The organism is Terriglobales bacterium (genome assembly GCA_035561515.1).
Lineage (GTDB): Bacteria > Acidobacteriota > Terriglobia > Terriglobales > Acidobacteriaceae > DATMXP01.
On sequence record DATMXP010000022.1, the window covers coordinates 68,469 to 92,922 of the forward strand.

A 24,454-nucleotide genomic window follows, 5' to 3' on the forward strand; every position below is an offset into this window, starting at 1 on the left:
GACGACGACTTTCACCCTGAGTGAAAGTGAACCCAGACGTGCATTTTGGAGCCGTTGTTATGAAACTCAGTTTCATACCTAGGGTGTCGTTGATTTGTCTGACGCTTTTCAGTTCATTCAGTTGGGCGCAAGAAGCGCAGAAGCAGGAGACCGCGCCTACGCCCGCTCAACAAGAACGCTCGCTCGTCTATAAGCCCGAAGCGCCACCGTCCCCGGAGGTCTTTACTCCCAGTGCGGCTGCACAGAGATTCAACTTCGGGAAGGTGGACCTCGAACTACTGAGGCAGGTGAACGCCTTCGATAAATACATCGAAGAGAAGGGCTGGATTTACTCGGACCCGGCAGTAACCGGATACGTTAATCGCATCGGGCGCAGTGTCGTTCCGCCCAGCGCACCGGAAAATGTGGAATGGAAGTTCTTCGTCGTTCGCGACCCGACGCCGAATGCCTTCGCGCTGCCGAACGGGTCTATCTACATTCACAGCGGACTGCTGTCACGCCTGGAAAATGAGGCCCAGCTTGCTGGTGTACTCGCTCACGAAAGCACGCATGTCTTTAACCGCCACGTCTATACCGGTTATCACGACATGCGGAAGAAGATTGTGGCTATCGAAGTGATCCAGGCCGGTGCAACGGCGGCGGGTCTGGCCGGAGCAAGCGTCGGGATTGTGAACGCGATCGGAAATCTTATTCCCCTAGCCCTGGCGGAGTCGGTTTTCGGCTATCGTCGCGAACTGGAGCACGAGTCCGATGTGTACGCGGTTCGCGTGATGAAGAATGCCGGATACGATCCGATCGAAATGTCCAAAGCTCTGGAGATGCTCAAGAAGGGGCCGGAAGTCGACCTGAGCGACGAAAACCTCTTCTGGTCCGATCACCCCAAGCTGACGGATCGGGTCGTCGATACCAAGCAAATCGCCGAGCAGATCGGTCGACCGGAAGGGGGCGGCCGAGTGGGCGCCGAGGATTTCATCGCTTCGATCAAGAGTGGAATTCGCCATGACGCCGGATTGGCGATGATGCTGGGCAAGCCGCGCACAGCCGTAGATATTGCCAAGAGACTTCTAGTTCTTGAACCGCATAACGCTGAAAACTACGTCCTGCTCGGCGATGCGTATCGCGCGCTCGGCGCCCGCACTGCCGTACCCGAAGACGACGAGACCACAAAAGACGGCAAGAAGCGCACGAGGAAGATGCTCTCGAAGTTGACCCAGGAGGAATACGAGAAGGCGTTAATGGACGCCCCTGGAGGGAAGGACAAGTGGGAGGCTAATTTACGCGAAGCGGAGAGCGCTTACGCAAAAGCCTTCGAACTTGACGCGCAAAATCCGGCAGCCTACCGGGGCCAGGCCTTTTTGTACGAACAGCAGGGCAAACCAACCGAGGCCATCGCCGACTTCCAGAAATACCTGGAACTCACCTCGGCACCTAAGGATATACGTCAAATCAAAGCGCATATCGAATCGCTCCAGAAGAGATTGGTTTCACCCCCGAGTGCAGCGACCACTACTACCACTGGAGTAGGAAAATGAAAAAGGCATTCGTACTGACATTACTTTTTACTTTTTGTCTTGGAGCAGAAGCGCAGTTTGAGCATCCGGACCTCAAGTCCGGCAAGAAGCACATCCAGAAACTCGTATTGATGCCGATCCAGGCAGAGATCTCGCGCGTCAGTATGAAGGGCCCCGAACCCATGATGGAGGAGTCCCGGAAAGCCGAGAAGGACTTGACACCTGTTGTCATGGCCTCGCTCAAGGATCTCAAATGCGAAATCAACGACACTGCGCTTGCTCCCGAAGTATTAAAGGACGATGCCGAGCTGCGCTATGTCGTTGACGATCTCCAGAAGAAGTACGATGCGACCATGGAGCCGATGATCAAGAAATCAAAAGACGTCCGTAAGGGCCGGTTCACCATGGGGGACATCGTCACCAAGCTGCCCGCCGGTGAAGGAGCCGACGCACTCGTCTTCGTACGCGCTTCTGCCCAGGTGCTGACCGGTGGCAAAAAAGCTTTCGGATGGATCGTTGGCGGCCAAGCCTTTGACGTGATGCAGATTCTGGTTGGCGTGGTGGATGCGAAGAACGGAGATGTCCTGTACTTTGCAAAGCCGGTCATGCTCAAGAACCTTGCTAAAGATCCCGCGGACGCCAAAAGCGGTATCGACAAGTCGTTTAAGAATTTCGCCAAAGCGAACAATTTGTCGGCGCCGGCACAATCCGCAGCCTCTCAACCGCCGGCAGCACAGACTCAGGGGAAGCCTTCCGAAGCTGGCAAATAAATCGTCTTGTGCATGGAAGGAAACGTATGAGACCAAAGCTCATTGTCGCGATTTTGATGGCATTTGTTGCTTGGCAAGCGTTTGCCCAAACTTCCGACGCGTCCGGGCAGGAGAAGGTCTTCGTCTTCGTACAGCGAACGCAAGGCCACATCAAGCATAGCGACGCTACCGTATTTCAAACCGTCATCGACGATCTTCTAGCAACATTGCGTGAGAAGAACGTTTCCCTTGCCGAACTGAAGGGCACCTCGAAGTTCTATTCTGATTTCCCTACGGAACTGGATAAGGTCTTTGAGATGGCGCGTGAAGCCGGAGCGACGAGCGTCCTATACGTTGTCGTGGATCGTCCGATAAGTAAGTGGCTCAAGGTAACCATGCAATGCTTTGACCTTGATCGCAAGCAGCTCTGGAAAGAAGAAGCAGCCAGTGGGGGCGGATTTTCAGGCGGCCACGGACTGGAAGTAACTACAAAGCGAATTCACGAGGATCTCGCAAGACACATCGGGCAGCCCGGACTCGCATTTTCGGCAGATCCGAGAACCACGAACGATAAGGGGAGATAAGCGATTGGCCGAGGCTCATGCCACCTAAGGCACCCCTTCAATTGACCGGCCTCCACGAATTAAAGTACCTTTCGAGCATCCGACATTGCGGGAGTACGCACTCGTGTGCCAGCCGGAAGGGACCCTTATGTCCGTTGCGAAAATTGGGCGTTACGAAATCGTCGGAGAACTCGGAAAAGGTGCCATGGGCATGGTCTATAAGGCCATGGACCCCAATATCGGACGAACCGTCGCGCTCAAAACCATGCGGGTGGACATTCATGCCGACAAGCATGACGAGATGCTGCGGCGTTTTCACAACGAAGCTCGTGCCGCCGGCGCCCTGAACCATCCCAACATCGTAACCATCTACGACGCAGGTGAAGCCGACGGTGTGTTTTACATCGCGATGGAGATTATCGAAGGGCGGTCGCTTTCGACCCTTCTGGCCGAGCGCAAGTCTCTTTCCGCACAGGAAGTGGTAGAAATCGGAACTCAGGTTTGCGCCGGTCTTCAATACGCGCATCTGAAGAAGGTCATTCATCGCGACATCAAGCCTGCGAACATCATGCTCTCGGCTGGCGGCCAGGTTAAGATCACCGACTTCGGTATAGCCAAGGCCGGAGCAAGCCTGACCCATAGCGGCGAAGTCGTTGGTACCCCGAACTACATGTCGCCCGAACAGGTGAAGGGCCGTGCGCTCGACGGGCGCAGCGACCTGTTCTCGACCGGTGTGGTCCTGTACGAAATGTTGACCGGGGAGCGTCCGTTCACCGGAGACTCCGTTACCACGATCATCTACAAGATCGTTCATGAGACTCCGATTCCTCCCCGTGAACTCGACGTCACCATTCACCCGGGCCTGAGCATGATCGTTACCAAGTGCCTGGCGAAAGATCCCGAGGATCGCTATCAAGAGGCGGTCGATCTTTCCACCGCACTGAAAAGCTACAAGATCGTTTCAGTGCCGGAACCCCGGCATGTCGCTCCTCCCCGGCCCATCACTCCGCCGACGGTGGCGACCACGCCGGTCCCAGTTTTTGGGGCGCATCATCTCGGCAATGGCCAAACGGGAACGGCGGTTCAGGTCTCTCCCGATGCGCCTACCTCGGCCATCGATATTCGCGGTGCTCAGCAACACAAGCCTCCAGCGAAGCGAATGTGGGTGGTGTTCGGCATACTCTCTGCCCTGCTAATCGTCGGCGCGAGCGCGATTCGTTCCTTCCGCTCGACACCGCCATCGGCCCCCTCGGTTCAGCAGTCCACGCCCGCGCCGCCGTCTGAAGTTCCAGCACCTCCTGTGCCGCAGATTCCTGCTGAGAAGATCCGACAGGCGCAGGAACTGGCCGCAGACATACAGCGCCAGGTCGAGCAGCAACTGTCAACATCAGAAAAGGTGCAGGTCAGCGGAATTGGGGATTTACGTATCACTTCCAATCCATCCGGCGCTCACGTATCTATCGATGGGGTGTCTCAGGAGTGGTTTGTCACACCGTTCAACGCACCCCCGATGAAGGCAGGCACACACACGCTCACCGCGAACGCACCGGGGCTGCCTGCGCAGACACGCATTGTGGAAGTTGTGCCGCGTAAGAAGACCGTTGTCGACTTCCAACTTGCTGGCGACAATGCCATCTACAACATTGCCAGCTTACCCAATGGCGCGGAAATACTAATCGACGGGGTGGCCACCGGCAGCCGAACTCCGGCCCAGATGATGATCAAGCCGGGACAGCATCGCGTCACCTTGCGCCTGGAAGGATTCGAACCGGTCGACGTTGTAACCAGTGCTGCTCCTGGTGGCGAGGTCAACTTATCGCCCCAGTTGCGCGCCCGTAACTCCGTAGATATCTCCTCCGGTTTGCAACCTGACTCGCCCGGTCTTGCCGCCTTGGCACGCCTGCGTGGGGTTCCCATCACAGGGGAGATTCCTCCAGGCCATGGCATGATCCAGGTGAGGACTCGTCCGCGCTCCGCAACGGTAACAGTGGATGGCACGGATTTGAGCTCTGCCACGCCGGCACGGCTGCCACTAAAGCCGGGAAGGTATAACGTCCTGGTGAAAAAGACCGGTTTTCGGCCAGTTTCTCGAATCGTTGAAGTGGAAGAAGGAAAAGTGGTGGAACTGGATGAGGTCCTTCTGCGCCAGCGATAGATCACTTTGCGCAGTACTTCTGGTATTGAGCGTCGATGAATCCGTCCGTCATCCCCGCGATGTAATCACATACCACACGTGCAAGGCTCTCTGTCTGCGACTTGGACTGGTAGCTTGAAGGAAGATCGTCCGGGTGCTCCATCCAGAACTCGAAGAGCTCGGCGACGACTTCCTCCGCCCGTGACTTGTCCGGCTTTAATTCGCGGCTGTAGTAAAGGTTCGCGTAGAGGAACTCTTTAACCTGGCGGCGGTGTTCATCCACTGCAGGACTGAACTGCACCAACCGCTCCGGATACCGGCGAACATCGTCCAGGCTGCAAACACCTGCGGAACGTATCCGTGCTCGAGTGTTCTCAATCAAGTCCGTCACTAGCTCGTTGAAGAAGATCTTCAGCGCCTCATTGAACTTCAGCTTTTCCATTGCATCGGGGAACCTTGCTTCCGCGATGTTGTAGAACTTTTTAAACGCCGGTACGCCATCGCAAATCAGCGGCACAGTCAGGATGTCAGACTCGTAGCCGTCATCCAGGTCCGCGGTGTTGTATCCAATCTCGTCCGTCAGGTCGATCAACTGGGCCTCCAGCGGCGGACGCTGGTCCAGTAAGTATTCGCGCAATCCCGGGTATGCTGCCGGAGCATAATCACGCGAGTGCTTGATGATACCTTCGCGAACCTCGAAAGTCAGGTTCAGTCCGCGAAATGCGGCATAGCGCAGTTCAAAGTCCTCCACGATACGCAACGCGTGCAGGTTGTGATCGAAGGACAAGCCGTGACGTTTCATGCACTCGTCCAAGGCCTTCTCTCCGGCGTGGCCGAAGGGTGGATGTCCGATGTCGTGTACCAATGCCAGAGTTTCCACCAGGTCCACGTTAAGGCCCAACTGCTCCGCGATGGTTCTCGAGATTTGCGCTACCTCGATGGTGTGCGTCAGGCGGTTGCGAAAATGATCGCTGACCTTATCGGTGAAAACCTGGGTCTTGTCCTCAAGGCGACGAAACGCACGTGCGTGGATCACACGATCGCGATCGCGCTGGAAGTCGTTGCGGTACGGGTGCGGAGTTTCGGGATGTCGGCGTCCGCGAGATTGTTCGACTCGCACCGCGTAGTCGGCGAGCATGGGTGGAGTGTAACAAATCGAAAAGACGGTATCGATGGCCGCGCACTCCTATTGCAGCAAGGAGTTACGAAAGAAATTTTGTTCATGAGTTCCAATTTGGGAACTGCCTATCCTCTTATGAATAAAAGGGTTACGCGGACGGTATTTTGCGACGGCCTACGAGTGAGCCATGTCACGTTTCAGTGTGACTTTGGTAGTTGCCCATTCTCTTCCAGGGGCGGATAATTATGATATTGAAAATGATTTTCAATTTCGAACAAGGCGACATGCAGACCCCAGAGAGAGACCGCTCCGTCCCATTGGCTGAACTGCGCGAGGGTGATCTCGCGGTTCTCGCCGGAATCGACCTCCCGCACCAAACCGCGGAACACCTGATGTGCCTAGGGTTCATTCCCGGGGTGGAGGTTACCGTAGGAAAGAGCGGGCCGGGCGGCGACCCGCGTGTGTACAACGTAGACGGTTCCAATGTCGCCCTACGTTCCGATGTGAGCGCCAACGTCACCGTAATCCCCAAGATGTACCGGACGCAGGGATGACATGGGTGCCGTAGTCGATCTTGGGATCCCCTCCCCCGCAAAATCCCGAAACAAGATTGAATCCGTTGCCATCGTTGGGCCACCCAATTCCGGCAAATCGACGCTGTTCAATCGACTGACCGGACTACGACAGAAAGTCGCGAATTTCCCGGGTGTCACCGTTGAGCATCATATCGGCTATCTCCGAACGGGCCGGGGCAAAGAGATCGCGCTGATTGATCTTCCCGGCATCTACAGCCTCACGCCAAAATCCGAAGACGAACGGGTGACCGTGGACGTGCTGCGCGGCGACATGCCCGGCACGCCGAAGCCCGACGCCATCATCCTGATCCTTGACGCCACGAATCTAAACCGGCACCTGGTACTAGCTGCACGCGTGATTGCGGTCGGCCTGCCGACGCTGGTGCTCCTCAATATGGCGGACTCGCTCAAGTCGCAGGGCGGACACATCGACGTTCTCGCTCTTGCTCGCGAACTTGGCACGCCCGTCGCGCTGGTCAGCGCCGCAAAGGGTGAAGGTCTGGAAGTGGTAGAGAACTTCCTGAAGTCCAGCACCGACTCGCCGAAGCCGGTCGAAATTCCAGTGATCAATGACGTGGCTCGGTGCCGCGAGTGGGCGTGCACCGTGGCCGACAAATCGTCGTACCGGAAGCCGCTTCCGTCGGTGTGGACCAAGCGTCTCGATTCGATTGTCCTCGACAAAAAGTGGGGACCGCTGATCTTCACCGCGGTTGTGATCGGCGTCTTTCAGTGCATATTCACGCTCGGGCAGCCACTCTCGGAGGCCCTGGGAGGACTGCTCAATTCGGCCGGCATCCTGCTTGGTTCGGTTCTTCCGGAGGGCTGGTTCAAGTCGCTACTGATCGATGGTGCTTTCAGCGGCGTTACATCTGTGCTTGTCTTCCTGCCGCAGATCCTGCTTCTTTTCCTGGTGATCGGAGTACTTGAAGATTCGGGCTATCTAGCACGCGCGGCCGTCATTACGGACCGAACCATGCGGAAGGTTGGGCTGAACGGTAAGTCGTTCATCCCGCTGCTTTCGGCGTATGCCTGTGCCGTTCCGGCGATCATGGCCACCCGCACGATCGAGGACAAACGTGATCGCATCGCCACGATTCTGATTGCGCCATTCATGACGTGCTCTGCGCGCCTGCCGGTATACACCATGATCATTGCCGCATTCATTCCTGAGCACAAGATCCTTGGTCCGGTATTCGGATCGCGTGCGGCCGCGATGCTTGGGCTATATGTGCTTGGATTCATCGCTGCCGTGATTACGGCACGCATCTTGAAGTCTTCGATCCTGAAGAGTAAGGACTCACCGTTCATCCTTGAGTTGCCACCGTATCGCTGGCCGACGTTCCAATCGCTTGGGCTGCGCTTGCTGGACCGCTCGAAAGCGTTCCTGTTGCGGGCTGGTACGGTGATCCTGCTTGTCTCGATCATTTTGTGGGGACTCACTCACCTTCCGCTGAAGAACGGACAGCCTCCGGAGATTGGCAACAGCCTGGTGGCGCAGTTTGGACACACGATTGAGCCCGCGATCCGGCCTCTTGGGTTCGATTGGAAAATCGGCGTCGGACTGGTCACTTCGATTGCCGCACGCGAGGTCATCATCTCGACGCTGGGTACACTCAACGGACTTGATCCCCAGTCGCAGGAACTCAGCCTTCAGCAGGCTCTTCAGACCCAGTTGACGCTCGGGGGAGCGGTGGCCCTGCTCATCTTCTTCGCCTTCGCTATGCAGTGTACCTCGACGCTCGCGGTCGTTCGGCGGGAGACGAACTCATGGAAGTGGCCGGCCATCCAGTTTGCGTACATGACGACGCTTGCATACACCGGAGCACTGGCGGCCAACATCCTGGTCACAAGGATATTTCTCTAAAGGCTCAGCAATAACCCTGACGACCTGCGGTCCTCGATCGCAGGTCGTTTTTTCTCTAGACCACGACCGTGGGTTACGTGTTTTCAACGAATGTTGCAGGCCGGCTTGATTCCATGAGCCCGGCCTGGACGCATTGATGTCCAGACCGGGTTTGCATTCGCTTACTTCGACTTGCGCTGTTCAGGTTCCAACGTGGCTGAGCCGGCTTCCAGCGCTGCCCGCTTTGCGTTCCGACGGGAGTTAAGTTCGATAGCTACAAGACAGGCAACTGCTATCAGAGAAAAGAAAATTACAACGATCTTCGTGAGATCCATGATTACACCTCATTCGCGATTAGCTTTTGAATTTTGTATTGCTTAGCTGTGAAAGAGGGCGAATGAGGGTGGAGCGCGCGGCACAGCCGGTGCCAGTGCGATTACAGCGCAAACGACAGAATCAGACTCCTGCTCCAGCCAGGATGAAACGTTGGACCTGAAAGCAGCAACCGCGGCCTCGGCAATCGACTCGAAGCGAAGACTCCGAACAGATTTCAGGTGAAACTGCGATGAGTCCTGCGGCCGAGCTATAGCGGACGAGGAACCCTGCGACTTCGCAACGAAGAGTAATTCGTGCGTTTGTGGGTTAGCGGTTGAATTGTTAGGAACTAGAGGAACGAACAACGAGAAGGCGAGCGTAGTCAGCAACAACACTGCTACGGTGTACCTCTTCGTGGCCAGTCCCATACCTCAATTGTACAGTTCAGGAGGTTATGGGCTGGCCCTGGAGGCTAATTATTGTGCGGGGGCGAAGTATCCCTTGCGCGCGCGAATGATCAGGTTCTTGTCGCTGCGGGCCTGAATATTGATGGAGCGATAACGTCCATCAGCGGTGAAGTCGGCCGGCTTATAGGACAGCGCGTACTGGCTGCGCAGCTCGTCCTGAATTGTCTCAAAGGCTTTTGTAACGTCATCGATCTTGTTCGGGAAGAATGCGCGCCCACCAGTTTCTTCCGCCAGTTTGCGAAGTAGTTTGTCACCGCGACTCACCGTCGGACTGTTGTTGGTGCTGATCGCGTAGATGGTGACTTCGGCGCGGCGTGCTGCATCGATGACCTGAGGGATCGTCGCACGGCTCTGGTTGTCTTCGCCATCACTGATAAGGACGATAATCCGGCGCACTGGGCGGTCGGCACGAACATTCATTAACTTTTTCGCCGCGGCCACCTGAAGCGCGTCATAAACGGCAGAGCCTCCGCTGGGCGAGAACTTCTTTACTCCGGCCGCGAGTAGCGCGGTGTTGTCGGTGAAGTCCTGAGTAAGCGACGGCGTGGAGTCAAACGCCAGAACGAATGCCTTATCCGTGTGTGGGCGAAGGACGCGGTTGAAGAAGTTAATTGCTGATTCCTGCTCGAAGGTGAACCGTTCGGTAATGGAACCGCTGACATCGAAGACAAGTCCGACGCGTAAGGGCAGGTCGGTTTCGCTACGGAAGCTGCGGAGTGCCGCCGGCGGCTTGCCGTCGTCATAGACGGCGAGGTCTTCGGGTGTGAGATTACGTTTGAAACGGCCCTTCTTGTCTGTGGCCGTGAAGATCACGTTCACTTCCTGCACGGAAGCGCGAATGGTGGGGATCTCTTCGTCGGAGCCCTGATTATCTGGCTGGACCTGCTTGCCGCCCACGTCGTTACTGCTATCGATAGATTGGGCCCACTGCGAAGGAACAAGAATTCCCAGCAGCAGGACGGCCATAAATTTCCATCCCACGGGTGATCTCCTAAGACTGAAGCGGCAAGTATTACTTTACTTAGATGCCGCTCGGGATGGGTAGGCACCAAGGGTCATGTACACGGTAAGTAACGGTAAACAAAAGGCCGGTCCCTTTCGAGACCGGCCTTCTTCTGCTTCTTAACCGGATTAAGGTGCTTCGATCAGTTCCATTTTTCCGTCCTTCTTGCGGTGGAGGACCTTGACTCGGCCCTCATTGTCACGAAAGACGAAGACGTCGCGGTCGCGGAATTCGGCTTCCTTGACGGCTTCCTCCAGCGTCATCGGACGCATGGAAACGGACTCTGTACTGGGCACGACGTGAGCTTCGGTCACGCGTGCGATGGAAGGATAGCTATGTACCACCACCGGCACGGCTGTGGCTGCGCTGGCGCCGACGGCCATGCGCATCTCCTGAGACTGCACTTCCTGGGTATGAACTTCGCTGACCCATTTCTTACGCGGCTGGCGTTTGATGTTTCTCCAACGAGTGCGGTGCTTTACCACCTGTTTCTCGATGTGCTGGAGCGCTTCGCCCACGGCGACGGTCATGTCTGAATTCGATTCCGCCGCGCCAACGACAGGGGTGACGCGGGTGGAGACGGTGATCTCCGCCTTAAAGCGGCGCTTTTCACAGGCGAGAATTACTTTGCTTTCGAAGGAGTTTCCAAGAATTCGGGTGAGCTTGTTAAGACCGTGTTCGACTTGCTTGCGGATATCAGGAGTGATTTCGTACTGTCTGCCGGTGTACTCAACGTTCATTGATCATCCCCCTAAAAATCGGCCGTGGCCAGGAGTGCCGCGTCCGCTGGGTTCACTATCACCAAATGACGTTCGCTGCCTTTGCTGGAGCCTTCCCTCCGCCTCAGGTAGCTTTGTTTACTGGCTTGCCGGTCCTGCCAGCTTGTTTCGCACCTTCCTTTCGGATTGGAGAGTCATTTTGAGGAGTGTTGCGGGAGTCTAGTCCCCGAAGCACTTCCCGTCAAATACAAATCTTAGTCCTTCACGCGACGCTGGTGAGTACTGGGAATTTTCATATCTTCCCGATACTTTGCAACCGTCCGGCGCGTGACCTGGATTCCCTGCGATTGAAGAATCCGGGTAATTTGCTCGTCAGTCAAAGGCCGAGCCGGGTCTTCTTCTTCGATCAATTTTTTGACGCGGCGCTTCAAAATCAGCAGCGAGGTATTCCCGCCTTCCGGACCCTGCACGCTCTCGCTGAAGAAATAACGCAATTCAAAGACGCCCTGAGGCGTATGCGCGTACTTGTTGGCGACCGCGCGGCTCACGGTCGAAGGATGGACACCGATCTCCTCGGCGACCTCCTTGATCATCATGGGCTTGAGATAGTCAATTCCCTGATCGAGGAATTCCTCCTGGCGCCCGATGATCGCGTAGCAGACCTTGGTGATTGTCTGCTTACGCTGCTCGATGTTCTTGATGAGCTGAATGGCGGACTTATAACGTTCCTTGACGTAGTTGCGGACGTCCTTCTCAGCCGCGTCGCGATTCATCAGCCGCTTGTAGCTGGTATTCAGCCGGAGCTGCGGAACGTCGTCGTCGTTGAGCATGACGAAGTATTCGTCGCCCTGCTTGATGAAAGCGACATCGGGCTCGATGAGCCGGGGCGCAACCACGTTGTACCGCAGGCCGGGCTTGGGATCGAGAGTACGGATGTACTCGAGTGCGGCCTGAATCGCCTCAAGCGGCCTGCCCATCGCCTTCGTAATTTCCTTGAACTGCTTCATCTGCACGTGACGCAGATGATTTCGGACGATCTCGATGGAGTCGTTCAGGATTTCTTCGGTGGTGCCGTTAACGCCGGTCTCCTCTTTCAGGTTCTTGTGATAAAGAAGCTGCGCGAGTAGGCACCCGCGAAGATCGCTGGCAGCAACGCCCACCGGATCCATCTGCCGGACACACGCGATGGCGTGACGGAGATCGGCACGTGTGAAGAAACGCTGGCCCTCTTCTTCCGGCGCCGGTTCTGGAACTGGCTCAGCTTCGGCCACAGCAATGTGTTGCTCAACGCCAATGATGGCAACGGGGTCAGCCGATTCCATCGGCACTTCGAGGTCGGATGGGCTGATGCCGAGAAGGAGTGCCTCTGCCTTCGCGGCAGATTCGCCATCGTCAATCAGTATCGGAGCTTCTTCGGACACAGCCGGAGAGGCCGTGGTGTCTTCGCGAGCGTCCGCCAACAGTTGCTCGGCCGGACTTGGCGCCCGGTAATCGACGAGCGCCTGGGTCATGAGCTCGTCTTCGGTGGCAGCGAGATAGCCGTCGTCGTTCAGGTTTCCAATGACTAGTTCTGCGGCGATTCGTTGCGGCTCGGTCAGGTGAATCGCGCCCAGTTGCCACATCAGGTGGTCGGTCAGAGTGCTGGGCTTGGAAAGAAAATTTTCGAACGAAGGCTTCTCGTAGGACTCGATCTCACTGTTGGTGCGGTAACCGGGGTCGAGATATTCCTGAAAGAATGAGCCGAAGTCGACGTGTTCAAAAGGGTCTTCTTTCCCCTTGAATACCGGGTCGGCCTCGTCGGAAGCAGGAGAAGTGGCGCGATCTCGATCTTCTTCGCGCGCAGCAACTTCGTCTAGCAGGGGAACCGAACCGTCGAATTCCTCGAGGACAGGGTTCTCAACCATCTCGGCGGTAATCATGTCCTTCAACTCAATCTTGTTCAGAGCCAGGACGGAAACCATCTGGACGAGTCCGGGCGTCAGAATCTGCTTCTGCGAAACCTTGAGATTGAGTCTGGGCTGCAGTAGTACCATTTGGCCTATTCGGATCTAGACAAGCGAGAAACTCTCGCCTAGATAGACGCGCCGGACCTCTGGGTCGTTGCCGAGTTCCTCGGGTGTTCCGGTGCGGAAAATCTTCCCTTCGTTAATGATGTAAGCACGGTTTGTGACCGATAGCGTCTCACGGACGTTATGGTCGGTGATCAAAATGCCGATCCCGCTGTTCTTGAGATCGAAGATTATCTTTTGCAGGTCGTCGACGGCGATTGGGTCAATACCCGAGAACGGCTCGTCGAGGAGAATAAAGCTCGGGGAAATGCAAAGAGCGCGTCCGATTTCAACTCTTCGCCGTTCACCACCGGACAAGGCGTATCCACGATTCTTCCGGATATGGCCCAACCCGAGCTGTTCGATCAACCGTTCCATGCGCTCCCTGCGTTCGTGCCAGGAGATCGGTTGAGCCTCCAGCACTGCCAGGATGTTTTCTTCTACCGTCAATTTTCGGAAAACTGACGGCTCCTGGGGGAGATAGCTAATCCCATAATTTCGGGCCCGTAGATACATCGGCACCGAAGTGATGTCAGCCCCGTCCAGCAGAATTCGTCCCAAATCGGGAGGCGTGAGACCCACAATCATGTAGAACGATGTGGTCTTGCCGGCGCCGTTCGGACCTAAGAGGCCGACGACCTCACCCTGAGAGACGTGTAAGCTGACGCCATTTACGACCCGACGACCCTTGTACGTTTTGCCAATTTCTTCGGTCGCCAGTGTCTGCATCTACTTGATAACTCTAGCTTTGGTGACACTCTGAGCGGATTCCCCGCCCTCAATCAGCACCCTATCATCGCGACTGAAGAAAGTCAACGAAACCCCGGTAACTTTGCCGTGTTCGGCATCAAAAATGCTAGGCGGACCGCCGGTCAGCGTAAAACTGCCGTCCTTGGCAACGTAGGTCAGGCGATTTCCCGTACCCCGCCGTGCCTGCTGCTGGATGACCACCCGCCCTTCGGCAACTACCCGGTCGAGTTCACTGGCTGATTTCTCGGTGGGAGCGGCTGTCTTGTTACGGGGTTGAAGAAACACGGTCACCTGATTCGCGGTGACTGTCCCATGAACGCTCCGCATCACCACCCCGCCCTCGAACTTGGCTTGACGCTGCGAGTCGGCGTAGGTCAGGCGCTGGCCGGTCACGTTCACCGGTGTTTGTTTTCCTTTTTCGGCCTGCTCCACAAATACCGTCGAGACCAGACGACTTGGATTTCCCTGCGCAACAACCGTCCGCTTGCCGCGATTGAATTCGATAGTGGGAGCTTCCACGATGTTCGCGCCCTGCCACAACCGCGCGCCGCCTGAGAAGCGTGCGCTTTCCTCGGAGCGCCTGGCCGTCATCGTCGTCGCCGTAACATGGATCGGGTCGGATGAAGCCAGTAAAGCGCCACTTGGTTGGGCTTCAAGTTGCGAATAGGTTGTCTTGACGGAACCCTCGGCAACCGCGTCTCCCGTCCGACGATTGATGCGCATACGGTCCGCGGTGGTGGTGGCGCCGGCATCGGTGACGCGCGGCGATCCGGTCAGTACGAACAGTTCGGTTTGCGGATCGTAGGTGGCGCGTTCGGCGAACGCTTCGGTACTGGTTTCGCCCTTCTTGGCGGCCGCTTCGATGTAATGGAAGTTGCCCTGTTGAACGATGCCGTCAAGACCACCAGCGGGATTCATCCGCAGGGTCAGGATGTCGGAAGAGGTGGTCTTGTCCGGCTGGCCCGGTGTGGATGAAACGACTCGCGCGTTCGGTGAGCCAGTGACGTTGGCAAGCCGTCCGCGCCGATCGAAGTCCGCTACGAATCGCCCAGCGGTCGCTACGGTGGTGCTGGAGTTCTTGGATGGGGTGGACGCAGTGGCGCTGGCGAGGGTGATCTGCGCCGGACCGCCGGTTTCGGCGCGACGTCGCCCTGAACCTTCCAGCGTAAATGAGACGGCATCCGAAGTGAGTGCCATCGACTGACCATCGGATTTATTGCGGGGCGGATTCTGGACGAATCGGACGTTCTCAACCGCGCGGACCCGTTGGAGGCGGCTTTGAGCGCCAAAATCCAGCAGCATGCGTCCGGCAGTACCGTGCATGGGCTGATCGCCCTCGGCGTTCATGCTGACGCCTCCGGTCAACTGCGCGGTCTTTATCTGATTGCGCGCATCGAGCACGACTTCGCCGGCCGGTGCGGTTGCATGCGTGGCATTCTTGCCCGTGGTGTTCGCGACAACACCACCTGACGCAGCCAGCCGATCGATGGAGTTGTCGTCCCGTAGAAAGACGATGAGCTGCCGGGCGGAAATATCGCCGGAGGAGCGTGTGACCCGCGCGTCCGAAAAGTTCATCCGCCGTGGCTCATTTGTGAATACCGCGTGGGAGGCGTTGAGGCGACCGCTGGGTTCGCCGGTCTGCTCAGCCATTTGGATGACTTCTATTTGCGATCTCAACGTGAGCTTCTGGGCGCGTGAGTCGTAAATGGCGCCCATGGCGGAGCCACTTGCCTGCGGAATGCGAAACTCGATTCGGTTATTCGTTTGCGCAAGTCCCGTATTCCGGTTGAACGTGAGTCCACTGGTCTTAAGGTGGATCGTGTTGCGCAATTCCTTGGGAGGAGCCTGGTCCGGCCGCGCCCCTCTGTCGGCGACTCCCTGAAGATCGATATGGACTTCTCCGCGCGCGGAGATTTCGCCCGTGGAAGGCTCATACTCGAAGTCAGAACCGTAAATCTGGTCGAAGCGGTCATTGTCGCGGCCGTAAATGACAATGTTCACCTCGTGGAGTTCAGCGCGACCGCTCTTGACCTGGACGGCTTTGGAGGCGCGGACCGTGAATATGGTGCGCCCACCTTCGGATTTCGAAAAGGAGAAGTCCGTTGTGCTCTGCTGAACGTCGATTCCGAGCTTCTCGGCTTTTCGCGTGATCGTTCTCTCGAGCATATAACGCGCAATATAGTTGCGGGCGTAGAAGCCAATCACCACCAGCAGCAGCGCTGTGATCGCGATGGCAAACCACTTTCGGAGCCGTCGAGTGTCGAGAGACATGAAGATCTAGTTTAGTTCAGCAAGGAAACTACTGTTTCGTCCAGTTGGAGCCGCCGTCAGCGGTAGACCAAGTCTCGCCCGTAGACGTGGAAACTAAGCCATGGTTCGCGTCCGTGAAGCGGATGGCTGTGATATCACCCTGGATGGTCGCGCCCGCGGAGGCCGGAGAAATCGGCGCCCATGTTTGACCGGCATCCGCGGAATGCATCAGCACACCCTTCGCTCCACCAGCCCAGATCGAATTACGGATGAACGCCACTGCGCTGAATTTCTGCTCCGGCAAAGCTCGTTCCCAAGTCAGGCCGTGATCAAACGAGCGCTGGAGGTATCCGTCGGAAGAGATGTTCCAGTTCGTGGGTGCTGCGTACCTCGTCTGGCGAGCCTTGGCGAGGCCTTGTGCCTGCCGCCCTGGTGCCGCAGCCATCGGCGCTGCGCCACCCTGGAGGTTTGGCTTGGACTTGAACTGCGCTTCGACATTCGCCTGCGCAGGAGGAGCTACGCTGTAGGCGAATGTGTCGGCTTGTGGGGCGGCTTGAGCTTGCGGTGCAATCGGAACTTCCTTCTTCTGGGCCAAAGCGTCGGCGTCGTTCCGGCTTTCTGTGCGGATATTCGCCATCGCCATGTTCATGTTCGCACCGCCGACTCGAGCAGTCTCAGGGCGTCCAACTGGCGGAGGAGGCGCGGGAACTGCTGCTGCCGTCTCAGCGGCGACCTTCGCCTGCGTCATTTCGACGTTGGCAGCCGAGAGATCTCGAGCCCTATCCACCCGTGCGGCAATCTCTTCCGATGAAGAGGGTGACTCCGCCGGCAACTTCTCATAGCGAACCTGAGGCTTCTGCAACCCGGCGACTGCGCCTTTGTCAGCCGACGCCGGTGCTCCTTCCGGCTGATTCAGGTCGGCAGCGGATGGCGCCTTCGACATCGGGATCGGAGCAGTGGGTTCGGTCTTGGCGCCCACCATCGAGTGTTGCGGCTCAACCTGTTTGCGCTGAATCGTGTTCACCGAAACAATCACCAACACCAAGGCGGCACTCGCGGCAACCGCTCCCCAGCGAAGCACAGGCCACTTCCAAAACGCCGGACGGGCTTCTGCAACCGATGCCGTCTCGGGGACAGGCGGAGCGGCAAGCGCGATCACTTCCCGGCACTCTGCACAAGTCGCCAGGTGCGCAAGCACCTGCTGACGTTCGCGGGCGGTCAGCGTCTGCTCAGAGAAGGCTGTGAGCAGGTCGGCATCTGGATGTGCCGCCCCCGCTGCCTGCATCTGCTGAAGGCCGCGACGTTCCGGATTGGAGAAGCCAGTCATGGTTGCTTTCGTTGAGTGCCCTGGTCGGAAACCTCTTACTTATGGAACGCTCAACCACCCTTTTCTTGCGCGAGCCCTTCGCGGACGCTGACGTTCAGGTCGCGTACGTCGGATTCGAGAGCTTCGTCCACCTGGCGGCGAGTCATGCCGCGCTTGAGAAGGTTCTCCCGGATCGCCTTCCGAAGAGCGTTGGTAATGCGGTCGAGCTTGCGGCTGGCGGTCGCCTCGTGGAAACCGAGCATCCTGCCGATCTCGGCCAACTTGCGCCCGTCCAGATAATACGCCGTCAAGATCACCCGTGATTCGGAATCGAGAGCGGCCAATGCCTCGGAAATGGCGGAATCTACACGCGAATCCGGGGACGAGGCGGGTACGCTCTCAGGTGCTTGGAACTGAGCACCTTCCTCCTGCTCCTCTTCAAGACTGACCAGTCTTTTCTTTGACCGGTACCGGTTGACGAACTCCTGCGCGATAACTGTGCGCAGCCACCCTTCCAGTGAACCGCGCCCGGTATACGAGCTAAGTTTCGAGACTCTCTGCCCGTCGCGCTCAGTCATGCCATACAGGTCGGCGTAGATAGAGTCGGCGAGGTCCTTGGCCTGCGACGCCTCGCGCACGATCCCGAGGGCCGTGTCGTAAAGCAGTTCACGGAACCGTGCCATGAACTGTTCCCAGGCACGCTCATTACCAGCGGCGCAGGCCCTTGCCAGGACGAGGTCTTCCACACGCAAGCTGGTAAGCAGGTCTTCGGCTTCCTTGTGCGTAGCGTCCGAGGGCAGGTACTTCTGCGCGATGGCTGACAGCCAAGAACGGAATTCATCGGCGGCGACGGAGAACGATGTGGCCCGCGAGCGGTCGTAGAGGCTGGCTGCTACTGCCGACACCGCTGCCATAACTTCAGGCCTGACCGCAGTTTGTGGAGTTCCGCTCATGCGCCTTGGTTAGGGTAACAAGATTTCCTGCAAGTCCGACAGGGTTTGACGTTCAGCTACCAGAAAGGGAAACCCGAAGGCGCCCCGGGGCGGGATGGCCGCCTCAACCAAACCGCTCCGGGGATGAATGGTGAACGTTATGAAACGGGCCCAGTGGTTTCTTGGCTTTTGCATCGTGGCGATGTTGCTGGCTTCGGCAATTTCGCTGAAACTCCAGGCGGGACAGACTCCCTCTTACCCTTCTTCTTCGTATCGAGTTCTGGTACCACTCAGCAGCGGTAATCTCCTGATCTTCCCCGTTGTCACCAAAAGCGAGATGGATACCAGCATGTTCATCACCCTCGATGAAGGTTTACGAAGCGGCGAGGTGGTGGTGACGGAGTCGGGCAGCGTACAGCCGTTGATCCGCCGCCGGCGTCCGATGCCGCGACACGATGGCGCGCAGGTAAACACGCTCATGCTGGTCAATAACTCGAAGCGTCCGCTGCTATTGCTTGCCGGAGAGATCGTGACCGGCGGGAAGCAGGACCGAGTGATCGCAAAGGACAGAATCGTGCCGGCGGAGAGCGACCCAGTCGATCTCGGAGTGTTTTGCGTTGAGCCCGGCCGCTGGACGGCGCGCACCGAGAAGTTCGGCGGATTTGCCGGGATCGCTCAGCCCAATGTTCGCGCGAATGCGATGGCGCGGAAGGACCAGCAACAGGTATGGAGTGCCGTAAACGATTCAAAGGCACGTGTTATGCAAAATGTTCCCGAAGCGGCGCCAGAGGTAGGCCGAACAAGTTCATACGCCGCTGCAATGGAGAACGAGTCGGTCCAACGCGAACTGGACAAAATCGAAGCGCCCATCAGGAAGAACTATCAGTCGCTGATGAAGGAGTTGCGTGCGAAGAATGCGGTCGGAGTGGTGGTAGCCGTGAACGGGCAGATCCTCTGGGCCGACATTTTTGCCAGCAACGAACTACTCGCAAAGTACTGGCCGAAGCTCGTGCGTTCGTATGCCGCCGAAGCGATGACTCAGGGCACTGGTGGTGGCCGTGTGACTGAGTCGGAGGCGCAGATGTTTGTGAATCGCTTGGACGGTACCCACGAGACCGCGGAAACGGAACCTGGCCTGTATCGTCATGCAGAAATTACGGGCGGCGACTATAAGGTATTCGAACTGACGTCGCTGCTGCCGAGAACGAACTTCACCGTTCACTTGGCCAAGATGAAAGAAGATCAAGTGGCCTGGAATGTGAAGCCCAGACCCATGATGCAGCGATAGTGCGGTGCCCCTCCTTGAACTGCCCGGCCGTGTGAGCCGGGCTTTTTTGCGTACCCCCACAGAGCTTCATTTTTGCTCGTCCGTATAATCGAGTTTGTCGCCGGACAAGAGGACATGAAACCTGTGGCGGTACCAGCACCGACTATCGATGAATATCTCCGCAAACGACTGATGCCGGTTGAGGGCGGGATCCCTCACATCGACGGCATCGACATGTACGGCGATTCCATCCCGGCCGGCAGTGTGGGCGGCGACCTCTTCGAATACATCAATTTTCAGCAGCGCTACAACATCGACGGACGCATCGCCGCCGCTCTGAGGCGGGCGAAGGAGTACTTGGAGCCTCTGGCGCCAGGGATGCCAATCAGGAATTCGGTCGATGAGCACGTGCAGTGGCTCAAGACCAAGGCGGATTACACTTCCGCAGTTGCCGCTGAGTATCGAAGAGCAAAGAGTTCGGAACAACTACGAGTCGCCGAAAACCTCCACGACCTCTTCACCACCGCGGGAGTGCTGTTGGTGGACGCCCAAGGGCACGGCATCATATCCGCCAAGATCGCTTCGACGGTACACGACACCTTCCACGCGTTCATGCTTTCGGACCTGGACCAGAACGGCAAAACGACACCGCAGTTGTTTGGCAATCTCAACCTGCGTCTTGCCCAATCCGTTACGGCGCGCAACGCACTCGGCCGCAGTTCCGAAGATAATGCCCGCGAGATCGCGACCATGCTCTACGGCGAAATCCGCCCCGGTGGGCAGTTCCGGTTTGTGAATTTCGGACACCCTTCGCCGCTGGTGTTCTCCGCTGAATTCGGCAAGTTTGTAGAGCTCCAGGCGGAGCATATGGTGCAGTTCCTCGCGCTCGGTCTCGGGATTCCGGATGACCATCCCGACAGGAACAAGTACTACTCCATGGGGATGAGGGCGAAGGAGATTAATTCCTCGGATGTTGCCGAAATCAAGCTGATGAGTCCTGGAGACATGCTGGTGCTATACACCGACGGCGTCTACGACGGTCTCGATATGGATGACCGGCTCCGGCTTGAGCGAGTCATGTGCGAGCACAAGGACGGATCGGCGAAAGAGATTTGCCAGGCACTCCTGCAAGAGGCGGTGAAGCACGATGAGCATCTGCGTGAGATAGGTGAAGCTGATGTCATTGATGACAAAACCGTCTTTGTCATCAAGAGAACATGATCCGCTCTTCCCTGATGTACTGAATCTATCCTGCTTCACAGATTCCCGGAAACTCGACACGAACTCCACCACTCGCAACCAGTGGCTGCCATTCTGCGCCCACCCGGTAAGTTTGCCGTCTGTACGGGTCATGAGGCAGGATAATTGTTCAGAGTGGGGTGAAGCCTATGTCCGAATTGGCAGAGAAGTCGTGTGTACCATGCCGTGGCGGTATCCCGGCCTTGAAGGGGAAAGAACTCGAGGAACTTCATGCACAAGTGCCCGACTGGGAAATCGTGAATGAACATCACCTGAAACGTGCCTTTACCTTCAAAGACTTCGTTTCCGCCCTGGTTTTTGTGAACAAGGTAGGAGAGGTTGCGGAAACCGAAGGCCACCATCCGGACATTTACCTGGCTTGGGGCAAAGCGGAGATTACCATCTGGACACACAAGGTTGATGGGCTCACCGAGAGCGACTTCATCCTCGCCGCCAAGATAGACAACGTGATTTCCTGAACAGCCATGAGCACAATCGAGAAAGTCCTTCAAAACAACGCGCAGTTCGCACTCAACTACGATCCGCAATTGATTTCACCGCGTCCGCAGATGAAGCTGGCGGTGCTCGCGTGCATGGATACGCGCATTACCCTGGCAGCACTGGGATTGAAGCCTCAGGACGCGCACTTCATCCGAAATGCCGGCGGCATCGTCACCGAAGACGCCCTTCGTTCTTTGCTGGTGTCGCACTATTTCCTCGGCACCACGGAGGTCATGGTCATCAATCACACCGACTGCGGACTCATGAAGGCCAGCGAAGACGACATGCAGAAAACCGTCGAGCGCGAGGCTGGCTTGCCGCCGAGTTCCCCGGTGCGATTCCATGCTTTTACGGATGTCGAAAGGAATGTGCGCGAACAACTCGCCAAACTCGACGAACACAGCTGGGTCACGAAAGAACTGAAAATCCGCGGATTTGTGTTCGATGTGAAGACCGGCAAACTGAAAGAAGTTTCCCGGTAAACGAAGGCAATGGCGTTATTTGACTGAATTGATATGATACGCGGTCATCGGAGGGTTTCGATGACCCTGAAGCGCGTATTTCTGGCAGGAATACTCGGCGCAGTCGCGATGTTCGCCTGGAATTCCATCGCCCACATGGCCACTCCGCTGGGCGAACTGGGTATCAGCGAGATTCCCAACGAGCATGACGTGCTGGCGTCTATGCAGTCGAACCTTGGCTCCGCGCAGGGCATGTACATGTTTCCTGGAATGGGACTCCCAAAGGGCGCGAGTCAATCCCAGAGACGAGACGCGATGACCAACTACCAGGAGCGGCTGGATAAGTATCCGTCGGGACTCCTCATCTATCACCCGGTTGGACAGAAGGCGATGACCCCCGGCCAGCTAGGAAACGAATTCGCGTTTGAACTGGTGCAGTCGTTGCTCCTCGCCTTGGTGATTTCTGTCGGAGACTTCAAAACATTCGGTTGTCGCCTGATCGCGGCCGGCGTGGTTGGAGCGATAGCAGCGGTTTCCACCAATATGTCCTACTGGAACTGGTATGGCTTCCCTACTTCGTACACGTTGGGCTATATGACCATGCAGTTCGTTGGATTCCTCGCTGCGGGGACCGTCATCGCACTTCTCTCCGGCAGGGGATCAGCAAAAGCTTCGACCGCCCGAGCCTGAGAGTGATTGTGGGACTCTTATCGCACCCGAACTGACCGGCGCCACTTTGCGTGCAGCCACACAAGGAGACCAATTGCTGAGATCTCCAGCGGGCCCGGCGTGAGCAGCAAGTGCACGATGTTCGAGAATTGAATGGTCTCGACTTGCGTGGCCCAGATTGCGCCGCCGCCGAACACGAGCAATCCGATGTTTGCTTCGGTTGCCGGGCGCTTCCAGAGTGGCTCAATGTCCACACCTTTTACGCAGCGCGGCGTTATGTAGTTGACGTTGTAACCCACGCGTTCGCGGGCCGAGCCGTACGTAATCTCGTATCCGACTCGCTCACGGGGCGGTTGCAGCTGTGTTTGGCCAGATGTTGCCATTTGGATACAACGATATCCGGAGCCGGACGGGAACTGAAGATAACCAGAGGGATAGTACGAAGGGTATGCAGCCGTCTAAAACACAAACGCGATCGCGCGGGACGATCGCCAACCAGGGTGTTACTGCTCTAAGTGATTGAATCTTTTGGGGTGGGTAGTGGGATTCGAACCCACGACAGCCGGAGCCACAGTCCGGAGTTCTACCACTGAACTATACCCACCGTTCGCCAACCATTATAGCAGGGACAATAAGAAAGCCGGTCGCGAACGACCGGCTTTTCAGGGCATTTTGGCGATCTAGGACGCCCGACCGACTCCCACGTATTGGAAGCCCATGGAGCGGAGGCGATGAGAGTCGAGCAAGTTCTTGGTGTCCACGATGATCGGACGTTTCAGCAATTTCTTGATCTTGCTGAAATCGAGCGCGCGGAACTCCGGCCATCCGGTGCCAACAACCAGCGCGTCCACGCCTTCTGCGGCTGCATAAGCATTGTCGCAGCAGTGCAGGGTTTCAATGGCTGAGCGAGCGGCATCCGTTGCGACTGGATCATAGGCCCGAACGTTGGCGCCGCGGCTGATGAGGTCACGCGCCAGCGAAAGTGCCGATGACCCGGCGATGGAGTTGGTATTTGGCTTAAACGCCAAGCCGAGAATGCCAAGTTCCTTGCCGTCGATGCTGTCGAGCATGGAGGAGATCTTGCTGATGATGCGTTCCGGCATGGACTGGTTCACCTGCCGCGCCGCACCCAAGATCTGGAGAGCGACTCCCTTGTCGGTCGCCAACTGGGCCAGCGAATCCATGTCGGCCTCTACGAATGGACCGCCAAATCCCGCGCCAGGCTGCAAGCACCGTGGGCCGATCTTCTTGTCCAGCCCAAGCGCGAGCGCCAGGTCGACTGCGTCGGCCTTTACATGCTCGCTGAGCGAGGCGATCTCGTTGATGAAAGCGATCTTCGTCGCCACGAACGCTGTCGACGCTTCGCGCACGAGTTCAGCCGTTTCGTGATTCGTCACGATGACGGGCACACCGCGCATCACGAGCGGACGATAGATCTGCTTCAAAGTCATAACGGCTTCGCTCGATAGCGTGCCGAGCAAAATGCGATCGGGCCAGTTAAAGTCTTCCACGGCACAACCGGAGGTGAAGAAGAGCGGCTGCGAAACCACCGCGTGGTGGCCATGACCCATCTTGATGAAGAGTTCCTGGATCTTCGATGCCGTGCCGACCGAAACCGGACTGCTGATGACGAAAACAGTCCGCGGCCGCGCCAGTTGCGCCAGTTTTAGTGCGAGACCATCGATCTGCGACGGATCGTCTTCGGCGAGGTATATCACCTGTGCGCGCTGCGAGGCGGACGAGAGGTCAGTGGAGTAGAGCAGGCGTCCGGATCGAACATTGCGGCGAATCACTTCGTCGAGATTCTTTTCGAAGAATGGAATGCGGCCTTGAGCGACCTCGCGGATACGCTCCGAACGCTCGTCGAAGCAGGTGACGGGCAGTCCAAAATCCGCGATGCATGCGGAGATGACGCTGCCAAGATACCCGGAACCATAAACACCGATCTGCATACTGAGGACCTCGTTGGAAGTTCGTGCGAGGTGCGATTATTCGGGGGAGGGCACCTGAACTAGCGACCTTAGTGTTTTAG

21 protein-coding genes and 1 tRNA gene are annotated in these 24,454 nt (G+C 57.2%); 11 read left to right on the forward strand and 11 right to left on the reverse strand.

What is annotated here, in order from left to right; genetic code table 11:
- The first annotated feature begins 59 nt into the window (after positions 1 to 59).
- The 4 genes from VN577_09810 (at position 60) to VN577_09825 (ending at position 4,978) form a co-directional block, all read left to right on the forward strand.
- Positions 60 to 1,532 carry a M48 family metalloprotease gene (locus VN577_09810; GenBank protein HWR15115.1) on the forward strand — a complete coding sequence of 491 codons (1,473 nt, stop codon included), beginning with the start codon at positions 60 to 62 and terminating at the stop codon, positions 1,530 to 1,532.
- Positions 1,529 to 2,281 (forward strand): hypothetical protein, encoded by a 753-nt coding sequence (locus VN577_09815; GenBank protein HWR15116.1) that lies wholly within the window; start codon positions 1,529 to 1,531, stop codon positions 2,279 to 2,281. Before VN577_09810 ends, VN577_09815 begins: the two co-directional genes overlap by 4 nt.
- A gap of 26 nt (positions 2,282 to 2,307) precedes the next feature.
- Positions 2,308 to 2,844: a hypothetical protein gene (locus VN577_09820; GenBank protein ID HWR15117.1), complete on the forward strand. Its 537-nt coding sequence runs from the start codon at positions 2,308 to 2,310 to the stop codon at positions 2,842 to 2,844.
- A 127-nt stretch (positions 2,845 to 2,971) separates the two neighbouring features.
- Positions 2,972 to 4,978 (forward strand): protein kinase, encoded by a 2,007-nt coding sequence (locus tag VN577_09825; GenBank protein ID HWR15118.1) that lies wholly within the window; start codon positions 2,972 to 2,974, stop codon positions 4,976 to 4,978.
- 1 nt (position 4,979) lies between these two features.
- Here the strand turns inward: VN577_09825 and VN577_09830 are convergent, their stop codons facing one another.
- A complete protein-coding gene (locus VN577_09830) occupies positions 4,980 to 6,095 on the reverse strand; it encodes a deoxyguanosinetriphosphate triphosphohydrolase (GenBank protein ID HWR15119.1) in 1,116 nt (371 codons plus the stop codon).
- A gap of 239 nt (positions 6,096 to 6,334) precedes the next feature.
- Between VN577_09830 and VN577_09835 the strand changes: the two genes are divergently transcribed.
- Entirely contained in the window at positions 6,335 to 6,631 is a 297-nt protein-coding gene (locus VN577_09835; GenBank protein HWR15120.1) for a FeoA family protein, read from the forward strand.
- Between the two features lies 1 nt (position 6,632).
- Positions 6,633 to 8,516, forward strand: coding sequence for a ferrous iron transport protein B (feoB, locus tag VN577_09840; GenBank protein HWR15121.1), 1,884 nt, complete (start codon positions 6,633 to 6,635; stop codon positions 8,514 to 8,516).
- Positions 8,517 to 9,286: 770 nt separating this feature from the next.
- Here the strand turns inward: feoB and VN577_09845 are convergent.
- The 7 genes from VN577_09845 to VN577_09875 form a co-directional block, all read right to left on the reverse strand.
- Entirely contained in the window at positions 9,287 to 10,258 is a 972-nt protein-coding gene (locus VN577_09845) for a VWA domain-containing protein (protein HWR15122.1), read from the reverse strand.
- 150 nt (positions 10,259 to 10,408) lie between these two features.
- Complete coding sequence (gene raiA, locus VN577_09850) at positions 10,409 to 11,020, reverse strand: ribosome-associated translation inhibitor RaiA (GenBank protein ID HWR15123.1); 612 nt, start codon at positions 11,018 to 11,020, stop codon at positions 10,409 to 10,411.
- 233 nt (positions 11,021 to 11,253) lie between these two features.
- Positions 11,254 to 13,032 (reverse strand): RNA polymerase factor sigma-54, encoded by a 1,779-nt coding sequence (gene rpoN, locus VN577_09855; GenBank protein HWR15124.1) that lies wholly within the window; start codon positions 13,030 to 13,032, stop codon positions 11,254 to 11,256.
- 15 nt (positions 13,033 to 13,047) lie between these two features.
- Positions 13,048 to 13,776, reverse strand: coding sequence for an LPS export ABC transporter ATP-binding protein (gene lptB / locus VN577_09860; protein ID HWR15125.1), 729 nt, complete (start codon positions 13,774 to 13,776; stop codon positions 13,048 to 13,050).
- On the reverse strand, positions 13,777 to 16,068 hold the full coding sequence (locus tag VN577_09865) for an LptA/OstA family protein (protein ID HWR15126.1): 2,292 nt from the start codon (positions 16,066 to 16,068) through the stop codon (positions 13,777 to 13,779).
- Positions 16,069 to 16,096: 28 nt separating this feature from the next.
- On the reverse strand, positions 16,097 to 17,374 hold the full coding sequence (locus VN577_09870) for a YCF48-related protein (GenBank protein ID HWR15127.1): 1,278 nt from the start codon (positions 17,372 to 17,374) through the stop codon (positions 16,097 to 16,099).
- 50 nt (positions 17,375 to 17,424) lie between these two features.
- Positions 17,425 to 18,306, reverse strand: a complete 882-nt coding sequence (locus VN577_09875; GenBank protein ID HWR15128.1) for a sigma-70 family RNA polymerase sigma factor — start codon at positions 18,304 to 18,306, stop codon at positions 17,425 to 17,427.
- Positions 18,307 to 18,445: 139 nt separating this feature from the next.
- Here VN577_09875 and VN577_09880 point away from each other — a divergent pair, with 139 nt between their 5' ends.
- From VN577_09880 to VN577_09900, 5 genes are all read left to right on the forward strand, one after another.
- Positions 18,446 to 19,573 (forward strand): DUF6569 family protein, encoded by a 1,128-nt coding sequence (locus tag VN577_09880; protein ID HWR15129.1) that lies wholly within the window; start codon positions 18,446 to 18,448, stop codon positions 19,571 to 19,573.
- A gap of 72 nt (positions 19,574 to 19,645) precedes the next feature.
- On the forward strand, positions 19,646 to 20,773 hold the full coding sequence (locus tag VN577_09885) for a PP2C family protein-serine/threonine phosphatase (GenBank protein HWR15130.1): 1,128 nt from the start codon (positions 19,646 to 19,648) through the stop codon (positions 20,771 to 20,773).
- Positions 20,774 to 20,940: 167 nt separating this feature from the next.
- Entirely contained in the window at positions 20,941 to 21,270 is a 330-nt protein-coding gene (locus VN577_09890; protein HWR15131.1) for a 4a-hydroxytetrahydrobiopterin dehydratase, read from the forward strand.
- Between the two features lie 6 nt (positions 21,271 to 21,276).
- Positions 21,277 to 21,774, forward strand: a complete 498-nt coding sequence (locus tag VN577_09895) for a carbonic anhydrase (GenBank protein HWR15132.1) — start codon at positions 21,277 to 21,279, stop codon at positions 21,772 to 21,774.
- 60 nt (positions 21,775 to 21,834) lie between these two features.
- Positions 21,835 to 22,443 carry a hypothetical protein gene (locus VN577_09900; GenBank protein ID HWR15133.1) on the forward strand — a complete coding sequence of 203 codons (609 nt, stop codon included), beginning with the start codon at positions 21,835 to 21,837 and terminating at the stop codon, positions 22,441 to 22,443.
- 17 nt (positions 22,444 to 22,460) lie between these two features.
- On the opposite strand, the gene VN577_09905 is transcribed toward VN577_09900, so the two are convergent.
- The 3 genes from VN577_09905 to VN577_09915 form a co-directional block, all read right to left on the reverse strand.
- The gene (locus VN577_09905; protein HWR15134.1) at positions 22,461 to 22,805 is read right to left on the reverse strand and encodes a hypothetical protein; all 345 of its coding nucleotides are present in this window, start codon (positions 22,803 to 22,805) and stop codon (positions 22,461 to 22,463) included.
- A 146-nt stretch (positions 22,806 to 22,951) separates the two neighbouring features.
- Positions 22,952 to 23,026, reverse strand: a tRNA-His gene (locus VN577_09910).
- Positions 23,027 to 23,102: 76 nt separating this feature from the next.
- Positions 23,103 to 24,374, reverse strand: a complete 1,272-nt coding sequence (locus VN577_09915) for a nucleotide sugar dehydrogenase (GenBank protein ID HWR15135.1) — start codon at positions 24,372 to 24,374, stop codon at positions 23,103 to 23,105.
- Between the last annotated feature and the right edge of the window lie 80 nt (positions 24,375 to 24,454).

Excerpts from the sequence above, each read along its gene's own strand:
- VN577_09810 (HWR15115.1), top strand. The coding sequence starts at position 60 with ATGAAACTCAGTTTCATACCTAGGGTGTCGTTGATTTGTCTGACGCTT.
- VN577_09815 (HWR15116.1), top strand. The coding sequence starts at position 1,529 with ATGAAAAAGGCATTCGTACTGACATTACTTTTTACTTTTTGTCTTGGA.
- VN577_09820 (HWR15117.1), top strand. The coding sequence starts at position 2,308 with ATGAGACCAAAGCTCATTGTCGCGATTTTGATGGCATTTGTTGCTTGG.
- VN577_09825 (HWR15118.1), top strand. The coding sequence starts at position 2,972 with ATGTCCGTTGCGAAAATTGGGCGTTACGAAATCGTCGGAGAACTCGGA.
- VN577_09830 (HWR15119.1), bottom strand. The coding sequence starts at position 6,095 with ATGCTCGCCGACTACGCGGTGCGAGTCGAACAATCTCGCGGACGCCGA.
- VN577_09835 (HWR15120.1), top strand. The coding sequence starts at position 6,335 with ATGATTTTCAATTTCGAACAAGGCGACATGCAGACCCCAGAGAGAGAC.
- feoB (HWR15121.1), top strand. The coding sequence starts at position 6,633 with ATGGGTGCCGTAGTCGATCTTGGGATCCCCTCCCCCGCAAAATCCCGA.
- raiA (HWR15123.1), bottom strand. The coding sequence starts at position 11,020 with ATGAACGTTGAGTACACCGGCAGACAGTACGAAATCACTCCTGATATC.
- rpoN (HWR15124.1), bottom strand. The coding sequence starts at position 13,032 with ATGGTACTACTGCAGCCCAGACTCAATCTCAAGGTTTCGCAGAAGCAG.
- lptB (HWR15125.1), bottom strand. The coding sequence starts at position 13,776 with ATGCAGACACTGGCGACCGAAGAAATTGGCAAAACGTACAAGGGTCGT.
- VN577_09865 (HWR15126.1), bottom strand. The coding sequence starts at position 16,068 with ATGTCTCTCGACACTCGACGGCTCCGAAAGTGGTTTGCCATCGCGATC.
- VN577_09870 (HWR15127.1), bottom strand. The coding sequence starts at position 17,374 with ATGACTGGCTTCTCCAATCCGGAACGTCGCGGCCTTCAGCAGATGCAG.
- VN577_09875 (HWR15128.1), bottom strand. The coding sequence starts at position 18,306 with ATGAGCGGAACTCCACAAACTGCGGTCAGGCCTGAAGTTATGGCAGCG.
- VN577_09880 (HWR15129.1), top strand. The coding sequence starts at position 18,446 with ATGAAACGGGCCCAGTGGTTTCTTGGCTTTTGCATCGTGGCGATGTTG.
- VN577_09890 (HWR15131.1), top strand. The coding sequence starts at position 20,941 with ATGTCCGAATTGGCAGAGAAGTCGTGTGTACCATGCCGTGGCGGTATC.
- VN577_09895 (HWR15132.1), top strand. The coding sequence starts at position 21,277 with ATGAGCACAATCGAGAAAGTCCTTCAAAACAACGCGCAGTTCGCACTC.
- VN577_09900 (HWR15133.1), top strand. The coding sequence starts at position 21,835 with ATGACCCTGAAGCGCGTATTTCTGGCAGGAATACTCGGCGCAGTCGCG.
- VN577_09905 (HWR15134.1), bottom strand. The coding sequence starts at position 22,805 with ATGGCAACATCTGGCCAAACACAGCTGCAACCGCCCCGTGAGCGAGTC.
- VN577_09915 (HWR15135.1), bottom strand. The coding sequence starts at position 24,374 with ATGCAGATCGGTGTTTATGGTTCCGGGTATCTTGGCAGCGTCATCTCC.